This is a genomic window from Actinoplanes utahensis (assembly GCF_016862455.1).
In the GTDB taxonomy this organism is placed as follows: domain Bacteria; phylum Actinomycetota; class Actinomycetes; order Mycobacteriales; family Micromonosporaceae; genus Actinoplanes; species Actinoplanes utahensis.
Genome location: NZ_BOMZ01000021.1, coordinates 13,055 through 32,376 on the forward strand (window position 1 = coordinate 13,055; position 19,322 = coordinate 32,376).

The window sequence follows — 19,322 nt, forward strand, 5'->3', positions numbered from 1 at the left end:
CGTTGATCCGACCTGGGAGCGTTCCCGTATCGATGGGTGAAGTGATCGATCGCGAGTGGGGGAAGCAGCGGGTCCATGCAACGAAAATTGATCATCACCGCCGGGTTGGCCGTCGCCATGGTCGGCGCCGGGATCGCGGTCGCGACAGCTGCCCAGGCCGCTGTGCCCACCGTCAACTGTCCACAGGTCACCGTCACCGTCGGCGTCCCGGCGCGCGCCCAGGCCGAGGTCGACAACAACCTGCGCCTGCTCGACCAGCAGATCAACGAGGCGAACAACCGGATCGCCTCGACCGTCGGGCAGGGCGGGCCCGACTTCATCAAGAACGCGATCCTCGGCCCGCTCAAGGACAAGCGGTTCGCCACGATCAACCGGATCGAGACCGCCATCGAACGCGGCGCGCCCCGGCCGAACCTGAACGCCGAAGGTCTGTCGGCGTGCACCCTCAACCAGAACGGCGGGGCGCCCGCGGTCACCACACCGCCGGCCGCCCAACCCGGCAACAACCTCGGCATTCTCACCGACACCTGCGAGACCAGCCGGCTGCAGCCGCACGACGGCTTCCAGCGCGGCGAACGGTGCGTCTCCACCGAGTTCGGTGAGGTCGGCGGGGCCGCCAACAACCCCACGCTGCTGATCACCCGGGCGCCGCAGCAGGTACGCCGCAACCAGCCCTTCACGCTCCAGATCAGCACCCGCAACCTGATCCGCGACCGGTTCCTCGCGGCCGGCCAGGGCGGCTACTACGTCGAGTCCAGCGTCCTGCAGGGCGGCCTGGTCCGCGGCCACTTCCACACCGCCTGCCGGATCCTCGACAGCACCCGCCGGGCACCGGCGCCCGACCCGGTCCCGGCGTTCTTCGTCGCGACCGAGGACAGCAAGGGCGGCGCCACCCCGGACACCATCGCCATCCAGGTGCCCGGACTGGCGCAGGCCGGCAACTTCCAGTGCTCGGCCTGGGCCGGCGACGGGTCGCACCGCATCCCGATGATGGAACGCGCCAACCAGACGCCCGCCCTCGACTCCGTACGGATCAGGGTCCGCTGATCCCGGTTCCCCGCCCGGTCGTCACGTCACCGTCTCGATCGGGCGGGCCGCCTCGCTGTTCCGCCCGGGGTCACCTCGCCGTCTTCTTCCGCCGGGGTCACCTCGCCGTCTTCTTCCGCCGGGGTCACCTCGCCGTCTTCTTCCGCCGGGGTCACTTCGCCGTCTCGACCGGGCGGGTCAGCGACACCGAACCGCCCATGCACAGGCCCGGCTCCTTGCCCAGCTTCTCGGCGATCTGCAGACAGCGAGCCACCTGGTCGACGCTCGAGTCGGTCCGGGTGATCTCCGCGCGGGTCTTCGCGTTCGCCTTGTCGATCTCCAGGTTGCGGGCCTCCAGGATCTTCTGGCCGTACGCCGAGATCGCCTGGGTGGTCGGCTCGTCGTAACGCGGCGACTCGAACGCCACCGACTTCACCACCACCTCGTCACCGAGCGCCTCGGTCAGCGCCTTGATCAGCGGCTCCTTGTAGGTCTTGTTGAGATCCGGGGCCGGCGCGTCACCGCTCCTCACATCCACCGCACCGAGCGGGTCGAACGACGCGAAGATCGACGTCATGGCCCCGTTGATCTGCGGGTTCACCCGGCGCTCGACGAACACCTCGAACCGGCTCAGACCATCGACCTCCCGGTAGGCCGCCCAGTTCTCCGGCGCGTTCTCCGCCTTCGCCGACCACTCGATCTGCACCGGAATGCAGGCCCGGCGCTGCGCGGCGATGGTCACCCAGACACATTTGTCACCGAGATGCGTGTACGTCTGACCCGACGCGTCCCAGTCGTTGATGTCCTCCCACGGCGCCGTCCACTGCAGGCCGGCCCCGGTGGTCCGGCCGGTCGGCTTGCCCCAGGTCGTGACGATGCCCACATTGCGGGTCGGCACCACCGAGATACAGGACGTCGCGATGAAAACCACCGACAGGAACAGGCCGACGCTGAACGTGGCCCACGCGTTGCGGCGTACCTTCCCGGTCTTGGTCATGAGAGCGGTGAGCAGCGCGAAGATCGCGACCGCCGCGAGGATGATGCCGAAGACGAACATGCGCTAGACGATAGGGGGATCCTTCAACATCATTTTCTGGTACGGGGGGAAAGCTCACCGGAGACGGTCAGGCGCGGCCCGTTCGAACCGCCGGGCCAGAGCGGCCAGCCGTGCCGAGGTCGCCCGTACCGCCGCCGGCTCCATCGGTGCGGGCAGAGCCGCCGTCGAGTACGGCCGGATGTCCCTGGGCTGCGCCAGGCCCGCCGCAACACCGCTCCACACCGCGGCATCGATCTCGTCCGGGTGTGCCGTCACGTCGACCTCGATCACCGTCCGCTCCATCATGTGGAGGGCGCGGGCCGGCGTACCACCGAACTCTTCTCCGCCCGGCCCGTCTCCGCCCGGCCCTGCTGCGTGCGGCTTTTGTGTGCCCGGCTCTTCTCCGCCCGGCGGGTGCCAGGCCGGCACCAGCTCGACCCGCAGCGGCCCACCGCGTTTCCGCTCCAGCACCAGGGTGTCCTGCTCGTCGGGGGTAACCCGGCGGATGCCCAGCCGCTCCCACAGACTCGTCCGCGGATCGTCGGGCAGCACCGCCCGAGGATTGGTGAGCCGCTCGCGAACCCGGCCGAGCACACTCTCCCGAGAATCACCCCAGGTGGGATCCGCCGCCTCACCACGCTCGGCCGCCGCCAACCCCAACGTGTCGAGGAAGCCGTCGACCGCCGCCCACGCCCAGATCTCCGCGACCCGGACCGCGAAAGCGCTGCCCGAGCCGTACGCCCCCGCATAGTCGCCGAGAAACGCCGCCCACTGCCTGCCGATCACCCCGTTGACCTCCGGGCTCCCCGGCGTGGACAGCACGATCGCCGTCGAGAAGTCCACCAGCGGCGGCGGCTCCGCAGGCACCGCCACCAGCCCGGACATCGTCACCTCCCAGCCCGGCCGCGGCTGCCAGTAGTCCCGGCGGGCCGCCGCCCCCTCCTTCGGGAAAGCCGAGCCGTCACCACCGCGGGACCAGGTCGGAACCGCCGCCCGGATGATCTCGGCAGCCCGGACGATCTCCGCGCTGCCGGCCCGCCGGGAGAACGCCACCATCGTCTCGTTCGGCCGGATCAGCAGCACCTGCGCGGCCGCACGCCCCGGCAGCGTCCCCGCCAGCACACAGAGCCGATGTTGCTCCGGCCCGATCGGAATGTTCAGAACATGCGCCCCCTCATCCGGGAGCCGGCTGCGGTTGCCGGGCACCCAGACCTCGATCGTGTCGTTCAGCGTGGCCGCGTGCGACCGTACGGCCGCGGTCCGGCCCTGGTCCGCACGCGCCAGAACATCCTCGTGGGCGGCCGCCACCTCCCTGGTCAGGCGCTGGGCCGCATGCGCGGGCGGAGTCTCCGAACCGGTCACCGAACCACCTCCATCGATGGCCGCAAGATTAGTACGCGATGGACGCAGCGGCTCCGCTCGCTGAAACCGGGTGAAGCCGCCGCATGATCAGAACTTCCATCTCGTACGAACAGCTTGGCGGTGGTGTCGGCGTACGGGTTCCCGCGCAGAGACGGGTACGCCGAATGTGGAGCGGACCGGGACGGACGCGGTCGTTGGGACCGCGGATCTCCAAGCGGGCAGCAGCGCAGCTTGGCCGGGAGTTCAAGGTCCGGGATCAGCGCCCGGCCCTTCACGACAGCGAACAAGGCACGTCGCTCGTGGAGCCTTGCGACACCGTGGCGGTGACGCGCCCCTTGGTGGACATACGGAGGTCCGGCCGACTGTCGGCTTTGCCGGAAGGCGCCAGCGCCACCTTTGTGGCCGGCCCTTCGAGGTTCTGGTGGATCACCAGGACCGCCTCTCCGGTCGGCTCCGCTGTGACGGTGACCGTGATGGTGCACGTACGCCCCGCCTTGACGGTGTGGTTCGCGCAGTCGCCGCTGTGCCGGAAGGTCCTGGCGGCCGGCCCTTCGATCTCGAGTTCTTTGATGCGCAACAGCCGGCTGCCGGTGTTGGTGACCACCATCGAGGCACTGCATCCCGTCGCCGCGCACAGCCGCAGCGATCGGGGTGCAGACAGGCACAGATCTCCCTCGCACACCTCGTCCGGTTCTGCGCTGTTCGTGGACGCCGACGGTGTCGGCCCCGGAACGTTGCGCGGGTAAGTGACGTTGCCAGTGAATCCGTCGGCGACCGCAGCACCGCCATAGGTCAGGAGAAGCGCGGCGCCGGTCACCGCGACACCGATGACCGCCCGGACATGCAGGTACGGCCCGGTCACCGAGAACAGGGTCGCCACCACGGCGCCGACGATCGCGCCGGTGAGTTTCTGACTCGGCGAGCCATCGAGCATCGCCGTCAGTACGGTGCCGCAGACGGCGCCGACGACGGAGATTCCCGTGGCAAGGGCGGCGTCGCGTGCGGTGGTCGGCTCGGTCGTGGTGGGTGCGGGCATACCCATATCGCTCATCATCAGTCCCATCCGTGTCCGTTTCTTGTGGTGGCGTGAGCAGTGCGAACGCCGGCAGCGGAGGCCAGGCCCCCAGCACGGCGGTATGGACAGACCTGTCAGCGGCCACCCAACCGGCGTAAAGTGCGCAACAAGGAGGGACCATGCCGGGGCGCATGACCATCAGCGAGCGCGAGGTGCGCACCATGCTGCGACTCGCGCACGTCGCCGATGGCGAAGATTCCGGCCAGCCGCTGCCGTGGTCGGTGTTCACCGGCCTGAAGGAACTGATCGGCAGTGATGCCGTGCAGCTGTGTCAGTTCGACGCGAAACAGCGAGTCGAAATGCTCTGCCAGGAACTGTCCGACCTCCATCCTTCCGAGGCCGACCTGGCTGAAATCGAAGGATCCTACGAGGATTCGTTCTGGCAGCATTACTGGAGCTCGCCTCCTTGCGCGTACCCGGACACGTCCGGCGATGTAGCGTCCGTCACCAAGGCGTCCGACTTCTTGACGGATCGCGAGTTCCACAACAGTCCGATGTACATCGAGTACTTAAAGCTCTTCGGCGGCGAACGGGAAATGATGCTCTGCCTCCCGAGCCAGCCTGGTCGTGTTCTGCGCCTGCTTTTCTGGCGTGGGCCCGGACGCGATTTCACTGAACGTGACCGGGGTCTGCTCACTCTGCTGAGGCCCCATTTGTACGAGACGTTCAAGCGCCGCCAACGCCCTAAGGTTGCGCTTCCGACACTCACCCCACGGCAGACGGAGCTCATGAAGCTGGTCGCCGTCGGCTATACCAACAACCAGGTGGCCCGGCGGCTTTCGGTCAGCGAGGCCACCGTCCGCAAACACCTGGAAAACATCTTCGAACGTCTCCAGGTGGACAGCCGTACAGCAGCAGTCACGCGCGTACTCGGCGCCGAGTACGGGATTCGCTGAACCCGTTGACGGCACAACCTGGTTCAGCCCTGGCAAGGCGGGCGTCCGGGGAAACCCGCCGAGGTTATGCGCGCCTGATCGTCGGCCCCCGGCGGGTGTCGGCATTCGACTACGGCAGTGAGCTGTCCCGGGAGAGGTTCACCAGCAAGCCGGACCTCAGTCCGAGCCAGATGCGGTCCTCGGTTTCAACCACGCCGCGGAACACGCCGGCCTTCCAGAACGGAGATTCCGCGCCGTTGATCGTGACTCGCACATTCTCGAGCAGCCAATTATCGTTGTCACTCAGTGGCTGGAACCGCAGATAAACCGGAAAATCGTTCGCCCAATCAGTGTGGAGCCTCGGGCGGGTGGGGTCGTTCGACCTCTTATCCTCAACGTTGCCTCCGTCTCCGAAGACATACTCGTCTTGCCGCCCGGGTTGGAAGTCGTTGATATCCGGACGGGCCACCCGGAACTCTCGCCCGCAGATTCCTAGGTAGACCCAGCCGTCGGTTCCGGCGGCTCCGCCGGCACCGGTCTGCACGGTCACCGAAACCTTGGTGATCGCTGGCATGTGCATCTCCTCATTCCGTCAGTCGAGTCCGTGGTGGATGGCACGTGGCGCTGATCGCCTCGATCGCCACTGACAGCATGCGAGCCGGCGAAGCGCACGTGCCATTAGCGGATGCACGTATTGCGCGGTGCCGCAGCGGGGCATTCCGTGCAAGGTCCGACCACCGGTGGTGGTCATGTGGTGCTGGACGTTGCCGCCGTGGTTGTCGTCTTCGCCGGGCTACTACGGTGTGCTCGCGTGCAGGCAGAACATCGGGCCATGACGACCGCCACCGGGGTCATCCCGGACCAGTGGAGAAGACGCCGGTCACCCACATCGCCTACGCCGACCTGCCGAAGCCGGAACGACGCGCCTATTACCTGCCGCAATCCTGGACCGGCACCCCGAGCGCCTCATCGCGCAAGTGGACCCTGCCGGAGTGTCAGCTGATCCAGTCGGCTGCGCCGACCTGCTAGCGATGCCGCCATGCGAGTGGGGACGTATGCATGGCAGCTTCGGCGATGCGCTGGCCTGTCTTTGTCTTGAGGTCCTTGCGTGCCGAGTCGATCCAGCCGTCGACTCGGCGCACGCCGATGTCGCGGTACTCGATGGCCTGGAGCAGCATCTCCAACTTGTCGGCGTCCTTGGCACACAGCGCTTCGAGGGTCTGACGGGACTCGTACTCGTCGACGGCAGCGCGGACCATCTCGCGGGAATGGCCGGGTAGACGTGCAGTCTGATCGGCGGTTATCTGGCGCGGATCCGGCTTGGTCAGGTACGCGGACGCAGTGTGGGGAAGATCGCCGGTTCGAGTCTCCTGCGTGTCGTGCCAGAGTGCCAGAAATGCCGCACGTGCTGGGTCAGCGCCTTCCTCCGCGGCAATCAGGGCTGCCAGCTGGGCGGTTCGCATGGTGTGCTCGGCGACGGACTCGGGGTCGCGGACTCCGGCGTGCCACCAGCCGGTGCGGCGGAGACGCTTCAACAATCCGAGTTCGTACCCGAATGCGGCGACTGCTTCAGCGTCTTCCAACACCGGGGTCCTTTCTACCGGTCCGCGCTGCGTACCGCGTCCTGAAGCCGTGTAGGCCCGGTGCTCTCGGCCGGGCTCATGTCGGTGGTGGAGGTGAGCCTATCGAGCAGGATCGGCAGAAACGTGCGATCCTCGCGACCCGCTGAACGGTCGGCGGTGGAAGCGGCGGCGCGTTGGCCGCGTGTCAGACGGCCAAGAAAATCGGCGGGCTCACCTCGGGCTCACAGGGAGCTGATCGACATGTCTCGAAGATTGGCGGTGGGTAGTGTTGCGCTCACGAAGGTGGAGCGCGCAACACCTCGCACCAGCTTAGGCGTGGAGCTCCGGCCCACCGGCCGGCGTTGGCAGGGCAACGATGGCGAATGCGACACCTTCCTGTTCTCCGGCATTCCGCTGACCGATAGCGTGCTGGCGCCTCTGAACGTGCCCGGTCATGAGGCGTGCGTGGAGGTCGATCTGCAGCGGGGAGAGGGTTGAATGCGGCTGCTTCAAGGGCCGGCCTTCGAGGCCGTGTTCGGGACGCTCAACCGATCGGCGTTTCACCTTGAGATGGAGGACACGTACCGAATGTCCCCACACGCGCGGAGTAGCGCCTCTCCGGGGATCATCCGGAGAGGCTTCATGTAGGTAGACCTATGCGCGCCCGGCAGGATTCGAACCTGCGACCGACGGAGTAGGAGACCTGCCGGGCGAGCCAGATCATCGGCATTCACCGATCGTCATGCTGAGCAGGCGGAACTCCGCATGATGTTGGTGGGTAGGTCACCGATGATCACTTGGAGTCATCGTCGATGATGCCCATCATGGGTAACAAAGCGGGGAACGGGATCGGGCCTTGTGGACTCGGCGGCAGCCTTCGGCCAACGGTTCATGTGCTGGTCGACAACGGCCCAGACCAAGCGACGGATGTCGGTGTAGCTCACGTTGCCCGTGGCTTCCGCCTCGAAGACGGCATCAGTGAACGCATCTCGGTCGGAGGCGACTCCACGAGTCCGCGGTTGTATCCGGCGGTAGGCAGCTGCCAAGCCCGACACCAGTCGTAGATCCGACCTCCGACTCGACCTCCGACGTCTACAACCTCGTTGCCAGACGTAAGGATCTCTGTGGCCTCTTTACCGCCGATCTCAGTACCAGCTCGGTTCGAGCTGAAGTCGAGCAAGCGATCTAGGGAAATAGGCTCCCAGAGCCGATTTTCCCTGCTCAGGAGTTGATTGTGGACAGTCCCGCCCCCCCCCCTAGCTGTTGGCACGTATCCCAGTCCTACCTCAAGATCGAGGATCTTGGTAGCACCGAATGGCCACCAATGCGCCGCATGAATCTGCCTTTAGGCGCAGATCGGTGGTGGACACAACGCGCGACTGGGCCCTAACGTCCTGTATGTGCATGAAGAGACCACGCCGCAGCTCGGACCCGGTTTGTCCGGGAGGCCGGTGGAAGACCGAGGCCATGAGACGGCGAAGTGGTATGCGTACCAGTACGCCTGCACGGTCCGGGAATGCTTTGCGATGCTGACCAAGCCGCATCCATGGGTGCTGTGTGAGTGGCACACCGACTATGTCTGTGCTGGCCCGGACGGCATACAGCCGCATACTCTCGTTTCTGTCAAGCATCGAAGCCAGGATCAGGGTGCCTGGGCTTTAGCTGATTTGCCCGTCAGGGGTGGATTCAAAGTTCTTTTTGAGCGCTGGATTGCAAGCGAAAGAACCAATTCGTGCAGGTGGGTTACCAACAACGGATTCAAAGTTGGCGAGAACCAAGCGCGGGAGCTTTCGAGGGTGCTCTCCTCTAAGTCAGAGGATCGCGACACCGATGCTTTGAAATGGTTCGCCAGTAACATGCAGTCGGCCATCGGCGCAAGCAATGTAGACGATGCAATTCACTTTCTATCTACGCTGACGATGTATAGCACCGGTGGAGACGAGCATAGTATGCAAGCGCTCGTTATCGACGATACAGTGCGACCCACCTTGGCCAGATTAGGCGTTCGCCCGGGTTTCGCCAGAGCGGCCTACAATGCCGCGTTCAAACTTGTGGATGAGGCCGTCCGAGGGCTCAATCCAGAAGAACCAGATGTTGATTGGATGGTTGGTGATGATCTCGCCGATCATTCAAAGGGCGTCAGAATGATCACGAAAGCACGCTTCCTGCAGAGGCTTCAGGATAGCGGAATCCCTATAACTAGCGATGCTATCGAGGATCAAAATGCGACCGGTACGGCAATGTCACGAAAACTCCGAGCCGGGATGCTCGGTCCCACGGCTATCTCGGCCGCCCCTCGCCTACGTCGTCGTTGGTACGAGATTGAGGCCAGTTTTCGCCCCGATGTACCGAGTCCATTCGCCGATGAGGTGGGCAGAATTCGAGCAGAGATTCTGCATCGTGCACTGAATGCGGAACTGCGTACGAGGACTGCTGGCTCTTCGTACGGGCCACAGATGCACATGGAATTAAGTAAATCACTTTCTGGTGCGGATCTTAACCCGAAGATCCCTGTTGGTCTGCCCGAACTTATGGGATGCGTCTACCAGTTGACAGATGAGTGTCAAATCTGGTGGTCCGACGAATTTGATCCACAGTATGAGGCTCCGTGGGTGGTACAGGGTCGAAGTCAAAATCAGCATACACAGCTAGCATTTCCGCTTTTCCAGGGTGATAGCAATGCCTGACCTTAATGTGGGAAGTCGTCAGGATTCTGCGCGTGACAGCCAGCTTGATTATCATGCGGCGCGGATACTGCTCCTAGTATCAGCTTTCAGTCATGGTAGGCGAAGTGGTATTGATGGGCTAACTAAGCTAGCTAAGCTAGACTTTCTTCTCAGGTATCCAGTAATGCTGGAGCGGCTTTCTCTTGTGGAAACAAATGACATGCTTCCAGATGGTTTGCGCGCTACTGACGATGAACGTCTAGCGGTGGAAAGCCGAATGATCCGATACAAGTATGGGCCGTGGGACGATAGATACTATCCGATTATTGGAGTACTTCTCGGTACTGGCCTCGTAAAAAGCTCAAGCGGAAAGGGGAGGCTGCGGATGTCCGTTACAAGAGATGGAAAACGTGTCGCGTCCCAGCTCGTAGCCCTACCTACCTGGCGACTGACTGCCGAACGTTGTGAATTTATCGCGGAGAATTTCAATACAACCGGAAGTCGGCTGAAGGACTTGATCTACGAGAATCTGCCTGATGTCGTTGACCGTCCGCACCGGACTTACATCTGAAGCCGTTATACGATTGAGGATCCCGTAATGGCAGTTCACCTTCAGTTTCATCGCTTAGATCTTAGGACTGCTCAGGCCACAAGCCGCTATGACTTTAAGCCCGGATTGAATGTCGTCACCGGAAGCTATAAGACTGGCAAGAGCAGTATGCTTGAGCTTCTGAAGTTCGCGCTTGGCGCAAAGGGTGCCAAGTTGATGACGGCAATCGAAGCGAATCTGCAGAATGTCACGTTGGAAGTGACCGTTGGGGCGGAGCGGCTTAGATTGAGCCGATCCGTGGGGCAGAATCAAGTCACGGTCGCTCGTGTAGACGGCTCTACCGACCGATGGACCGCTACGGCGGGAAAGATGCCGCGAGCGGGCATCGAACTGCTTAGGCTTCTTAAGTTTCCTATTACCCGTCTAAGTAATAATAGTGAGACAGGAAGTGAACCTTTAACTTTCTTTGACCTATTTCGCTATGTCTACCTCCCGCAGGATGATGTCAACTCGTCAGTGGCTGGACACAATGATCCGTTCACAAATAGGAAAAGGCGTGCCATTTTCGAGCTGGCATATGGCCTGTCTGACGAGCGTATTCGAGAGTTAGAGGTGGATGCTGCCGCATTGGAGCGGGCGCAAGGGGCAGCTAAGTTGGAAGCTGAGACTGTCCGTCGTTTCCTGTTCAATGTGGGCGCTCCGCATGAGGCTGAGCTGGCAGTTGAGGAGACGGCAGCCCGATCTGACTTAATCGATGCCGAGAGGCGACTCCAGGAAGCAAGACGAACGGCCGGCGCGGAAATTGGTTCTGACCAGGACAATCTCAGAAGAAGAATCTCGACTCTCAGGACGGCTACTGCCGATGCTGAAGCAGAGCGTACTTTAGCTCAGGTAGCAGTAGACCGAGGGCGCGCTCTACTCGCGCAGCTCGAACTTGACACGCAAAGAGCCCAACGCGAGGCCGATGCTCACAATTCCATCTCCGGTCTTGAGTTCAGTGTCTGTCCCCGATGCCTTCAGTCGGTTTCCGACCGCGATCTTGAGCCAGGTCAGTGCCTTCTCTGTACTCAGCCTCAACCGCCGCGTTCTAGCTCGCGGCTCCGGTCTGACCATGATGCCACCATTACCCGGATCTCGGCTCAACGAGAAGAAGCTCGAATGCTTCTCAAAGAGGATGAAGACACTCTTACGGAGTGGGCAAACCAGGTAGATCGACTCCGCGAACAACTCACAGAAGCCGCGGGCGATTTGGAAAGGCAGGCCGATCCTCGACAGATTTTTCCCAGTATCGATCAAGCAAGCGAGGCGGCGGCTGACCGTGAACGTGCACGGGCTCGACTTCGCGACATTGAGAGGTTTCGCGATCAATGGGGCCAGCATGAGGAACTTGAATCTAGAGTGCGCCGATTCGGTCAGCAGCTGGAGGCTAACCGAGTGCAACAAGGTTATGAGCGTCGGCGGCTTGAGGAGAATCGTGACAGAATCGTCGAGTTGGGCGAGATCTTCGATGAGGAAATCCGTGAACTGAGGTTCACTGGTTATCGGGAGGCAGGGCTGGACGGCCAAACCTATCTGCCCGTTATCAATGGAGATTCCTTCGATCGGCTAAGTGTAAGTGGGGCCAGTAAGACCCTTGCGAATGATGCATACTACCTCGCTAACCTTGCGTACTCACTGAGTAGCAGCGAGTACCTCATGCCTGATGTTCTTCTCCTTGACAGTCCGCGGACTAGCCTCGGAAACACTCCTGATGACATCGCGGCCGGTCAGCGGCTTTACGAAAGGATGTACCTTCTTTCGCTAGCCTATCCGGGGTGCCAGATTATTGTTGCTGACAATGGTCTTCCGCCCCTAGAAAGAGAACTGTCGAGGGCGATCAACCTTATAACTTTGACCTATGATGAGCCGCTACTGCGTGATGTCCCCCATCCGGGACGTGATGCGGTTATTGAGATGGAAAAGAGTCAGCCGAAAAAGCGTCGATAAAGGTCGGCTGCGATGGAGGCTGCTTCGCCTTGCGGTCGGCTCAACTGCAGGGTTTGAAAGCTGAGGTTCGGAAAGTGACATCAGTTCCAGATTGAGGTCATGCCGGTGCTGACGATGAACCCGGTGGGAGATCGGTCTACCACTCGCGGGTTCGTCGGATTCTCTCGACTGGTCGGCGAGGTGGTCGACGCTGACGCCGGCGATTTTGTCAGGCGGCGCTTCGTCCATTGGCAGACGCTTCGGTAGGGCGGGTGCGGAAGGCCGGCAAGCGGATCACCGTGAGCCAGATTTGGGCCGCGATCAGGGCGCGCGTGCGGCGGCTGACAAAGTGTGAGGTTGTCCAAGATCATTGATGTCGGCGCCTTAAGTCGTTGGTGGTTTCGGTCGAGGAAGCCGATGTAGTCGGTGCGGCGAGTTGGGGTCGTGAAGGTGTTGGTCGTTGGCGCCTGGGAGTTGGCCTAGGGGGTATGACCCCTAAAGCTCGCGGCTTAGCACCGCCGCGTGATAGCACCTCGAAAGGTGCCACAGTTTCGAAGTCGTCGCGAGACATTGATCGACAGTCCTTGAAGCTTGACGGTGGGTAGTGCGGCAATCACGATGGTGGAGCGCGCAACACCTCGCAACCTTCGAGACAGGGAGTTGGCCGTGCGCCTAACCTTCGTTGCCAAGGACCCGAACTCCAACCCGACGAACTCGCCGACCCTCTACCGGACTGACCGGGGTAGCTGGCTGGTGCAGGGCTTCGTGGTGACCGATCCTGACGCGCTGGCGGAAATGGACATTCCGGAGGGAGAGTCTGTGGTTGAGATCCCTGACAGGATGATCCAGTTCTTCACCGAGGAGGGCCGTGGCGTCGCTGGATGAGGCGGAGTTCGATCGCCTGCTGCGTACCTTCGAGAGGTCGTCAGACCATCTGGAGACGCGTGACGCCTACGGAACCGAGATCGAGATTCCGTACATGGCCAAGTGGGCGGCTCAGGAACCGGATGACCTGAGCTGGCTCGATGACTGGTGTGCCACCCTGCGGAACCATGTGGCCGCAGGCAAGAGCATCCGTCGGGCACGCGTGGTCTCCGAGCCGTTGAGCGATTACCAGCGGTGGAGCCTTAGCATCGCCGGCCCGATGGTCGACGCCGGTGAGGACATCCGCTGGACTCCGCGGTCGCTGGTGTCGTCGCTGGCTCTGCCTGGAAACGACTTCTACCTCTTCGATGACCGGCTCGTGGTCTTCCTGCTCTACACCGGGAACGGGCTGAACGCTGGCATGGAGACCTCGACAGACCCCGCTGACCTCAACCTCTGCCGATCCGCCTTCGACGCGGTGTGGAAGCTCGCGATCCCGCATCGTGACTACGAACCCAAGTAGCTCCGCCAAGCAGGCGCAACAGGCGCTCGGCGTCCGACTCCGTGAGATCCGCAGAGATGCTGGACTCACGGGGCGGGCGCTGGCTGCTGCGACGGGTCAGCACTACACGCGGGTTAGCAAGCTGGAGAACGGCGTTCAGCAGCCGACCTCCGATGACATCCGGGACTGGTGCCGCGCCTGCGCGGCGGATGCCGAGATCCCTGACCTTCTTGCGACGCTCCGGGCCGTCGAGTCGGCGTACGTGGAGTTCCGTCGGCAGGCGCGAGCTGGAATGAAGCGGGTACTAGGCATCCGCGCTCCCACGCTCTACGAGGAGACGAGGCTGTTCCGGATCTACGAGCACAACGTGATCCCAGGTCTCTTCCAGACCCCCGACTACTGCGCCGCCATGCTCTCGTTCTGGAGCCGGTTCCTCGACGCTCCTAACGACCTGGAGGAAGCGGTCGCCGTAAGGATGGAACGCCAGAGAATCCTCTACCAGCGAGGTAAGCGGTTCGCCGTCGTCCTGGAGGAGCAGGCATTACGAACCTGGTTCGGTGACGCTGACACCCAGGCGAACCAGCTTGATCGCCTGTTGACCGTCATGTCGTTGCCGACCGTGGCGCTCGGTGTGATCCCGCTTATGGTCCAGCGAGGAGCTGTTCCGTCGGCGGGCTTCTGGATGTTCGACAACCAGCTCGTGGCTTTGGAGACGCCGACGGCGAGCATCGAGGTCACACAGCCCAGTGAGATCGAACTGTATGGGCGGATGTTCGAGAACCTGCACCAGGTCGCTCTCTACGGGAAGCCGGCCAGGGACCTGATCACCCGAGTCGCGAGCGAGCTGGCCTGACGCAACTATTCGCAACTTCGTGGACCCGTGAGATCTCGCTTACCTAGCGTCTACCCCTGTTGCCAATGAGGGGTGTGACCCATGGTGCTGATAGTCGCAGTGGCCTCGCTGGTCGTCGGGTTCGTCGGCGGCGTGCTCAGCTTGAAGGCCAAGAACAAATGGTGTCCCGGTTGCGGGGCGAGCCTGGCCTGCCTCGCATGCGGGGAGGTGAACAGTGGAGCGCCGCATTCCGGCCGCGATGCGTGAGGTCTCGCCCGGCGTCGTCCTCAAGGTGAGTGTCATGGGCGGCTACTCCATCGAGCGAGACGGCGACTACATCGGCTGGATACATGCCAGCATCGGCGACCGATGGAGCGCCTACGTGAGACGTCCCGGAACCAGCGGGGACCTCCTGGGCAGGTACACCCAAGACGATGCCGTGAAGGCCATCGTGACGGCCTGGGACGCGGGCGTTGTCCTCCCGAACGGACGCCGGGCATGACGGAGAAGCGGGAGTACCCGCCGGCCGTGCTCGTGCACTCCGAATCGTGCCCCGACGTGGAGGCTCTCCGCAGGCGAGGCACCACCTTGATCCCGATGATCACTCCGGCCATTGCTCGCACCCACCCGAACGGCAGGATGCACAATTGCTACCACTTCACGTTGCAGAGTCGCGGAGTGGTGGAGACGGTGCAGTACCCGCCGCATCAGTACGAAGAATCGACAGTCGTGTACGACGACGCGACCATGCCGTTGTGCGCGGTGTGCATGGGAACGCATGGAGTCCTCGATCGGCTGGTCCTGCCGCCGGGTGTGCGCTGACCGCTGAGGGCGCGGTGCCAAGGTTGACGTCAACCAAGGCGAGGGCGGAGCCCTCGATGTTGAGCTTTCCTGGTTCAAGCGGAGCCCCGCGATGATTGGCATCCCGAGACTTCGCCGCTCGCCTGTTTCTGCCGTTGAGAGAGAGTAGAGAAGACGCCGACGTTCTCCCAGCTCATAGCTCTTTGGGTTGGTGCTGGTGACCAATCGTGTTGGTACAGCAGGCCGACGTTTGCTCGGAAAGTTGGGGACTCAGGTCAATCAAGGTCGTGGACTGAACACCGCCACCGATCCTTCGTCGACTTCTGGAAGATGTGATGACGAAGCACGAGGCAGCGGGCCTTCGACTCCGGGGCGATGAGGCCGCGACTCTTGGCCTCCTTGATGGCTGCTGAGACGCTGTCGCGGCGACAGGCCATCACCTCACCGGTGTCGGTGACGGTGCCCAGGATTCGGGCGAGTTCGCCGACCCGGAGTTCGGCATGGCCGAAGGCGTTCATCTTGCCCATGGCGGCGAACAGAACACGGATGTGGAGCGGTCCGGTGCTCGACTCACCGGCCAACTTGTACATCTCGTTCTGCGAGAACGCTGCCCATGGGCTGCCGCCCGCGAACACGATCTGGCGGTGCGGATCGGTCACGCGCTGACCCCTGTCACGAGAGCCCGTTCCTCGTAGGCCTCGATATCGACGAGTCGATACAGGATGCGTCCGCCCAGCTTGAGGGAGGCGGGGCCGATCCCTGCGCTGCGCTGGTTCGCGAGGTGTCCGGCGGTTACGGACCAGCGCTTCGCCAGGTGGGCCGGAGTGAGGTGGGTGGTGTCTTGCAGTGGCACGAGGCGGAACCCCCATGGTTGGACGAGCGTGTGGGCATCGGGATGTCCTCTCCTCGGTGTGCTGAGCCTGAGCTTGCGTGATCTACGACGAAGTTTAGCGACAAATCATGAAGGTGCCAACTTGCCATAACCGTTATGGCGCGTAGCTACTATCTGGTAGCCTCGTCGGCATGAAGAGAACACCCTCCAACGCGAGCGAGGCGTTGGCGATGGCCTCGGAGTCCGGCGGCCCGGTCGTATGGCTCGGTGAGAGTGGTCGGGAAGCGTTCGTGGTTCACCGCCACGATGACGGCGACCAGGAATGGCTGGTGGCGTTCCGGCTGGCGGCCTCGGGCGATGCCCTGGGCGAGTGGCGTCCGGTCGAGTTCGCTGTCCGTCAAGCCGTCGAGTCCGAATCCCTCGCGATGTCGAGCAAGACCATTCGTGCGCTGCCCATCGGCGAGTTGTTGGCCGCCTCCAGGAAGGCGCTGAGCGCTCAGCGCGGAGGCCGCACGGGCTCTACTGGCCTCCGCCTGGTCAACCCGTCTGCGGTCTACCTGGCGCCCTTCTTGGAGGACGCTCGTGGGCGTCAGCCTCGTGACGATGTGGCCTACGCCGGCCTCGCCCTTGAGTACTCATTCCTGGTTCAGGACGGGGACCGGACGCCCGCCAAGACGCTCGCTGCCCAGCACGGCGGCGTGAGCGGAACCTGGGCTAACCGCATCGCGGAAGCGCGGCGGCGAGGGCTGCTCACCCCGGTCAAGCCGGGCGAGGCCGGTGGCGGGATGACCGACAAGGCGATGAAGCTGCTCAACCCGGCCTGGTCACCGGAGGCCGACGCACTGATCGATGCCCAGATAGCTGAGATGGAAGGTGATGCATGAGTAGGCGACCCCTTGACCTCGGTGAACACGGCGAGGTCGAAGCGAGCCCGCAGATGCGGGACGAGGCGGGCAAGTGGAAGCGAGCGCCCATCCCTCGCCGTGCGGAGCGTTGGCGCGCACGTTGTTACTACCGGGGCTATGACGGTGTCGTGAAGGAGGTCTCCCGGTTCGCGGCGACGAAGCGGGCAGCCATTCAGGCGGTTGGGGAAGCCCTGGCGGAACGCGATCGCGGCCACGTCGAGATGACCTCGGGGATGAAGCTGGCGGCGGCAGGCGAGCTGTGGCTTGCTCAGATCCGGCGTACCGACTCCGGACTGAGCGCAAGGACCATCCTCGACTATGGCCGGACCTTCGCGCGCTACATCGACGTTCCGGGCTCAAGCATCCGGGGCCTGACGCTTGCCCAGGTGAACGATCCGCAACGTCTGCGGACATTTCTCCAGACGGTGGCCGACAAGCACGGAACCGGTGCCTCGAAGATGAGCCGCAGCGTGCTCTCCGGCATCCTCGCGTTCGCGATCGACAACGGAACGCTGACGACCAACGCACTCCGTCAGATCCGGGCGGTGAAGGCCCAGGTCGTCAAGACACCGGTTCGGGAACGGGACACCACCCGCGCGCTGACCAAGGACGAGCGAGACCACGTCATCGCCTACGCGGACAAGCTCACTCTGTCCGAGACCATCAACCCGCGTACCCGTCGCAAGCGGGAGGCGGTAGCTGACCTCATGGCGTTCATGGCCGGCACCGGCGTACGGATCAACGAGGCGAGGGCCGTTCGTTGGGACGACTTCGACCTGGAGGCCGGAACGGTTCACGTGCGCGGCACCAAGACGCGTGGATCGGATCGGCGGCTGAACCTTCCGTCGTGGCTCACCGAGCGGCTGAAGGCGAGGGCAGAACGACTGGGAACTGACGGGCTGGTCTTCAGCTCCCCGCACCACCTGAACGAGCCGGAGCGCGTGTGGGACCAGAGCAACTCCGCCAAGGCGCTCGCTCGCATCTTCATCGGCAGCGGGTTCCCCTGGGCCACCCCGCACACCCTGCGACGTACGGTGGCGACCATCCTCGACCAGTCCGGCGTACCGATCGCGAAGATCGCCGACCAACTCGGCCACACCGATCCGGCCATGACCGCACGTGTTTACCTGGGGCGCGACCTCATGGGCTTTACCTGGGGCGCGACCTCATGGGCGACAAGGCGGCGGTCGCGGCGTACCTCTGACGCCGGAACGCCAAAGCAGGTAACAATCCAGGTAACCAGGGCTTGAGCTGGTGCATCGTCAGATGCGTACGCCCTGGTAGATCGAAGTAATTGCGCGCCCGGCAGGATTCGAACCTGCGACCGACGGATTAGAAGTCCGTTGCTCTATCCGCTGAGCTACGAGCGCTGGCCAGCACATACTAGGCGGTCGTGCCGGACTTGTCGTCCGCCTTGTCGTGGGCGCCGTGTTCGACGGCTGATTCGGCGGCCTCCAGAGCGGTGGCTATGCCCGCTTGGTCCTCCGGCGCGGGCGGAATCTCCACATCCGGGGTGCCCGGCGGCGGCAGGAAACCGTCCACCCACCGTCCCAATTCCCGGAACACCTCGGTCCGTACCTCCTTGCCGGAGAGCGTCAGGTCGTGCATCCCGCCGTCGAACCGGGCGATCGTGACCCGTCTGCCGAGACCCGGCGCCCATCGTGTGATGTGTTCCACGTCCAGGACCGTGTCGGTCATCCGGACGTCGTCGTGCCACTGCCGGCCGCGGAACGTCCGTGTCGAGCAGGCCACCAGCACCGGCGCGTCGATCGCCAGGCCGGCGCGCAGCTTGCGCTGACCGCGGCGGATCGCCTCCAGCCATCCCATCGTGACCGGGAAACCCAGGATCGGTTTCCAGGCCAGGTCGTAGTTCCACTCGCCGTGATGGTCACTGTGCAGGCTCTGGCCGTACAGACCGAGAGAAGCGACGGGCATCTTGCGGTACGGCTTGCGCCCGCTCGTCGCGAGAATCATGGACATCAGCGGCCGCCGCATCACCCACGGCAGGTTGAAGTCGAAGAACGGGCTGTTCAGGAACAGGCCGTCGACCACTTTCTGCTCGCGGCGGGTGTGCGCCCACAGCGAGGTGATCAGGCCCCCAGTGGAGTGGCCGGTCACCAGCAGTTGGTCGTGGCCGTCGTCCTCCCGGATGATCCGGGCCGCCTCGTCCAGCTCCGGGAAGTAGTCGGTGAGGCTGCGGGCGAAGTTCGGTGTCTGGTGCGGCAGCAGGCTGCGTCCGTACTTCCGCAGGTCGAGCGCGTAGAAATCCCAGCCCTGTTCGACGAAGAAGTCGGCCATGTGGGTCTGGAAGAAGTAGTCCACGAACCCGTGGACGTGCAGCACGGCCCGCCGTGCCGGCGTCTCCGCGCGGCGGCGGACCAGGGTCGCCACGACCGGGCCCTCGTCGTCGCTGCCCAGGTCGATGGTGTGCCGCTCGTACGGCCATCCGAGGACGTCGGTCTCCACGCC

Annotated in this window: 21 protein-coding genes and 1 tRNA gene; 13 read left to right on the forward strand and 9 right to left on the reverse strand. The window is 63.5% G+C overall.

Features of this window, described 5'->3' with window-relative positions; translation table 11 throughout:
* The first annotated feature begins 75 nt into the window (after window positions 1-75).
* The gene (locus tag Aut01nite_RS43280; RefSeq protein ID WP_236642879.1) at window positions 76-1,047 is read left to right on the forward strand and encodes a hypothetical protein; all 972 of its coding nucleotides are present in this window, start codon (window positions 76-78) and stop codon (window positions 1,045-1,047) included.
* Window positions 1,048-1,198: 151 nt separating this feature from the next.
* Here the strand turns inward: Aut01nite_RS43280 and Aut01nite_RS06570 are convergent, their stop codons facing one another.
* From Aut01nite_RS06570 to Aut01nite_RS06580, 3 genes are all read right to left on the reverse strand, one after another.
* On the reverse strand, window positions 1,199-2,083 hold the full coding sequence (locus Aut01nite_RS06570) for an SPFH domain-containing protein (protein ID WP_043527912.1): 885 nt from the start codon (window positions 2,081-2,083) through the stop codon (window positions 1,199-1,201).
* Between the two features lie 54 nt (window positions 2,084-2,137).
* Window positions 2,138-3,424 (reverse strand): hypothetical protein, encoded by a 1,287-nt coding sequence (locus Aut01nite_RS06575; RefSeq protein ID WP_052164051.1) that lies wholly within the window; start codon window positions 3,422-3,424, stop codon window positions 2,138-2,140.
* Between the two features lie 271 nt (window positions 3,425-3,695).
* Entirely contained in the window at window positions 3,696-4,487 is a 792-nt protein-coding gene (locus tag Aut01nite_RS06580; protein WP_152628862.1) for a hypothetical protein, read from the reverse strand.
* A gap of 131 nt (window positions 4,488-4,618) precedes the next feature.
* Between Aut01nite_RS06580 and Aut01nite_RS06585 the strand changes: the two genes are divergently transcribed.
* Entirely contained in the window at window positions 4,619-5,395 is a 777-nt protein-coding gene (locus Aut01nite_RS06585; RefSeq protein WP_083999384.1) for a helix-turn-helix transcriptional regulator, read from the forward strand.
* A 109-nt stretch (window positions 5,396-5,504) separates the two neighbouring features.
* Here the strand turns inward: Aut01nite_RS06585 and Aut01nite_RS06590 are convergent, their stop codons facing one another.
* Window positions 5,505-5,948: a hypothetical protein gene (locus Aut01nite_RS06590; protein ID WP_152628863.1), complete on the reverse strand. Its 444-nt coding sequence runs from the start codon at window positions 5,946-5,948 to the stop codon at window positions 5,505-5,507.
* Between the two features lie 290 nt (window positions 5,949-6,238).
* Between Aut01nite_RS06590 and Aut01nite_RS06595 the strand changes: the two genes are divergently transcribed.
* Window positions 6,239-6,403, forward strand: a complete 165-nt coding sequence (locus tag Aut01nite_RS06595) for a hypothetical protein (RefSeq protein WP_161790682.1) — start codon at window positions 6,239-6,241, stop codon at window positions 6,401-6,403.
* On the opposite strand, the gene Aut01nite_RS06600 is transcribed toward Aut01nite_RS06595, so the two are convergent.
* Complete coding sequence (locus tag Aut01nite_RS06600) at window positions 6,400-6,960, reverse strand: HD domain-containing protein (protein ID WP_052164052.1); 561 nt, start codon at window positions 6,958-6,960, stop codon at window positions 6,400-6,402. The genes Aut01nite_RS06595 and Aut01nite_RS06600 overlap by 4 nt on opposite strands.
* A 237-nt stretch (window positions 6,961-7,197) precedes the next feature.
* On the opposite strand from Aut01nite_RS06600, the gene Aut01nite_RS06605 reads away from it, so the two are divergent.
* The 8 genes from Aut01nite_RS06605 to Aut01nite_RS06640 all read left to right on the forward strand — a co-directional run bounded on the left by Aut01nite_RS06605 (window position 7,198) and on the right by Aut01nite_RS06640 (window position 15,137).
* On the forward strand, window positions 7,198-7,434 hold the full coding sequence (locus tag Aut01nite_RS06605) for a hypothetical protein (protein WP_152628864.1): 237 nt from the start codon (window positions 7,198-7,200) through the stop codon (window positions 7,432-7,434).
* Window positions 7,435-8,336: 902 nt separating this feature from the next.
* Window positions 8,337-9,623, forward strand: a complete 1,287-nt coding sequence (locus tag Aut01nite_RS06610) for a hypothetical protein (RefSeq protein ID WP_152628865.1) — start codon at window positions 8,337-8,339, stop codon at window positions 9,621-9,623.
* Window positions 9,624-10,200: 577 nt separating this feature from the next.
* Window positions 10,201-12,138 carry an AAA family ATPase gene (locus tag Aut01nite_RS06615; protein WP_152628867.1) on the forward strand — a complete coding sequence of 646 codons (1,938 nt, stop codon included), beginning with the start codon at window positions 10,201-10,203 and terminating at the stop codon, window positions 12,136-12,138.
* Window positions 12,139-12,783: 645 nt separating this feature from the next.
* Complete coding sequence (locus tag Aut01nite_RS06620; RefSeq protein ID WP_052164059.1) at window positions 12,784-13,002, forward strand: hypothetical protein; 219 nt, start codon at window positions 12,784-12,786, stop codon at window positions 13,000-13,002.
* On the forward strand, window positions 12,986-13,504 hold the full coding sequence (locus tag Aut01nite_RS06625) for a DUF6879 family protein (RefSeq protein ID WP_043527922.1): 519 nt from the start codon (window positions 12,986-12,988) through the stop codon (window positions 13,502-13,504). The genes Aut01nite_RS06620 and Aut01nite_RS06625 overlap by 17 nt, the downstream gene beginning before the upstream one ends.
* On the forward strand, window positions 13,485-14,336 hold the full coding sequence (locus Aut01nite_RS06630; RefSeq protein WP_043527923.1) for a helix-turn-helix domain-containing protein: 852 nt from the start codon (window positions 13,485-13,487) through the stop codon (window positions 14,334-14,336). The genes Aut01nite_RS06625 and Aut01nite_RS06630 overlap by 20 nt, the downstream gene beginning before the upstream one ends.
* A gap of 214 nt (window positions 14,337-14,550) precedes the next feature.
* Entirely contained in the window at window positions 14,551-14,817 is a 267-nt protein-coding gene (locus Aut01nite_RS06635) for a hypothetical protein (protein ID WP_152628868.1), read from the forward strand.
* Window positions 14,814-15,137: a hypothetical protein gene (locus tag Aut01nite_RS06640; protein WP_043527927.1), complete on the forward strand. Its 324-nt coding sequence runs from the start codon at window positions 14,814-14,816 to the stop codon at window positions 15,135-15,137. Before Aut01nite_RS06635 ends, Aut01nite_RS06640 begins: the two co-directional genes overlap by 4 nt.
* 254 nt (window positions 15,138-15,391) lie before the next feature.
* Here the strand turns inward: Aut01nite_RS06640 and Aut01nite_RS06645 are convergent, their stop codons facing one another.
* Window positions 15,392-15,775 carry a hypothetical protein gene (locus tag Aut01nite_RS06645; RefSeq protein ID WP_043527928.1) on the reverse strand — a complete coding sequence of 128 codons (384 nt, stop codon included), beginning with the start codon at window positions 15,773-15,775 and terminating at the stop codon, window positions 15,392-15,394.
* A complete protein-coding gene (locus tag Aut01nite_RS06650) occupies window positions 15,772-15,969 on the reverse strand; it encodes a helix-turn-helix transcriptional regulator (RefSeq protein WP_083999388.1) in 198 nt (65 codons plus the stop codon). Before Aut01nite_RS06650 ends, Aut01nite_RS06645 begins: the two co-directional genes overlap by 4 nt.
* Window positions 15,970-16,139: 170 nt before the next feature.
* On the opposite strand from Aut01nite_RS06650, the gene Aut01nite_RS06655 reads away from it, so the two are divergent.
* Window positions 16,140-16,832, forward strand: a complete 693-nt coding sequence (locus Aut01nite_RS06655) for a hypothetical protein (protein ID WP_152628869.1) — start codon at window positions 16,140-16,142, stop codon at window positions 16,830-16,832.
* Between the two features lie 149 nt (window positions 16,833-16,981).
* Entirely contained in the window at window positions 16,982-18,103 is a 1,122-nt protein-coding gene (locus Aut01nite_RS06660; RefSeq protein WP_043527930.1) for a tyrosine-type recombinase/integrase, read from the forward strand.
* A 47-nt stretch (window positions 18,104-18,150) separates the two neighbouring features.
* Here the strand turns inward: Aut01nite_RS06660 and Aut01nite_RS06665 are convergent.
* Together Aut01nite_RS06665 and Aut01nite_RS06670 are read right to left on the reverse strand one after the other, a co-directional pair.
* A tRNA-Arg gene (locus Aut01nite_RS06665) sits at window positions 18,151-18,223 on the reverse strand.
* A 13-nt stretch (window positions 18,224-18,236) separates the two neighbouring features.
* Window positions 18,237-19,319 carry an alpha/beta hydrolase gene (locus Aut01nite_RS06670; protein WP_043527932.1) on the reverse strand — a complete coding sequence of 361 codons (1,083 nt, stop codon included), beginning with the start codon at window positions 19,317-19,319 and terminating at the stop codon, window positions 18,237-18,239.
* Between the last annotated feature and the right edge of the window lie 3 nt (window positions 19,320-19,322).